At 31.4% G+C, this 2,139-nt stretch carries 1 protein-coding gene and 1 pseudogene; both read right to left on the reverse strand.

All coding sequences use genetic code 11. The features are described 5' to 3' along the window. Positions 1 to 1,021: pseudogene (locus V7266_RS28475) on the reverse strand (acyltransferase family protein); the annotation flags it as partial. 90 nt (positions 1,022 to 1,111) lie between these two features. Continuing rightward, the coding region (locus V7266_RS28480) for a glycosyltransferase (RefSeq protein WP_335472582.1) at positions 1,112 to 2,139 on the reverse strand (1,028 nt) is incomplete at its 5' end.

Genomic DNA, 2,139 nt, shown 5'->3' on the forward strand with positions numbered 1-2,139 from the left:
TAGAAATTATTATTCCTAAGATAAAAGAAATTAAGCAAATAACCCATCCTGAAATTATATTCTCTAAGTAATTTCTTAAATTGATCAGGATAGGGAAATGGAAAAGATACAAGCTATATGACATTTTGCCTATAAAAGAAATAGGGGAGGTCATCAATATATTTGTAACTCTTATAGATATTAGTGAAGTCAATATTAATCCTAATGCACCTATTACAATCCCATATTCATTTAGAATCAAAAAGTAAGGAGATTCAAATGGCACTCGCATTATCTTTAATACTGCAACATCTGAAAAACTATAAAATACTAAAGAAATGAAGAATAGCGCACACTTAAAACCTTTTGGTAAATTTAAAAAGTAGCCAGTAAGTTGAATTCGATATTTCGCAAATAAGGAACCCATAATAAAAATCGCGAGATAATGAGCAGTATTAAAATATGTTGTATAAAGCCCCTTTGGAGTTTGAAAGTGATAAATATTATTTAAGACAGTAACAAGTGACAATCCTAATCACATGATAAAAACAGGCCATGGCTTAAGTTTTCTTATAAAAAGGATTAGAAATGGGAACAAAAGTGAAATCCTCATCTCGTGAATTAAAGACCAAATTACACCATTATATGAGTTTGTGTGGATATTTCCTAAAAATGGGATATGTTCCAGAACTCTATTATAATTTAGTTGACGTCCGGAAAGAAAAACAGACAAGAGTATTGCTACAAATATTGAAACTAAATATGGTACATAAATTCTAAAAATCCTTTTAATTAAATAAGGAAAGTAATTTATTTCTTTATTTCCAAAAAACGGTATAGATAAAACAAATCCGCTAAGAACAAAAAATAGAATAACTGCAGGGTGACCATCAATTATTGGCTTTAACGGTGACATCATTAATAATTTTGATAACTTATTTGGGATTACATCTTTATCTAAAAAAAAATATATATGGCAAAAGAAAACACATAAAGCTGCAATTCCTCTTATGGAATCTAATTGTTCAATACGTTGGTTCATATCTTTCTTTCCTTTCCTTGGGCGGACGTATGTCTTAACTTACTCTTTGAGTAAGTTAAAGTTTGCATATTAATTCCTTTTTTATAGTATCTAGATGTTTTCCTCGGTCAATAGCGCCTCCACATCAGCAATTCTATTTTTTAATGCAAAAAATACTCCGCGTTGCTTAGCTTGTTTATGGTAATATTTCAAATTATTTGGGTACTCTAACACTTTTTTAATCGCTTGAAACAAGCCTTCTTCGGTATTTTCACATATGTATCCACACTCTAATGACCCGAATATTTCCTTCATTCCAGAACAATTCGTTGTAATTACAGGTTTTCCAAGAATAATTGCCTCAATTACAACCGTACTTAAACCCTCTGCATATGAAGAACATATCAGACAATCCGCTGCTTTTAAATATGGATAAGGGTTTGCTTTTTGTCCTAAAAAACTAATTTCCTGCTCTAAATTGAATTGTTGTACCATCGATTTTAACTGATCTCGTATTTCCCCATCACCAATCATCCATAAATTAAATGAATATCCCTCTTTTTTACACGTTGCCAAAGCAGATATCAAACGTTCATATCCTTTTATTGGGATCAAACGTCCCACCGTAACAAATTGCACCGCTTCTTGCCGCTTAATTTCTTCGCTTTCCGACTTTATACAAATCAATTCATCTTGAAGCGGATTATATACACAACGGGGCATAGTATGCGGAAAAATCACATTAAATGATTGACACACCGCATTGGAAACCCCAATTATCTGATTAAAGGATTGATACATTCTTTTTTTCTCATTTATTTGATCGGTTGTCAACTTCTGATATAATCGTTGTTGATCAGTATGTAACCATGCTACTTTATAACTATTTTGAGACGAGAAACTAACAAATTCAGTGGGCCATCCTTCATAAAATGCTACTTCAACATCGTATACATCCTTAATTAAATAACGATATATTTTATGCTTTCCTACGTGTGCATACAAATAATTAAAAAAACGATATCGGAGTACGTTCGTATTGTCGATTAGATACTTATACTGAACGTGTGATTGAAATCCGTCTTCAAAATTAAAACTATAATTGGAATATACGCTTTTCTTAAACAGAGCAATTACTG

The organism is Neobacillus drentensis, assembly GCF_036965645.1.
Classification (GTDB): Bacteria; Bacillota; Bacilli; order Bacillales; family Cytobacillaceae; genus Neobacillus; species Neobacillus drentensis_D.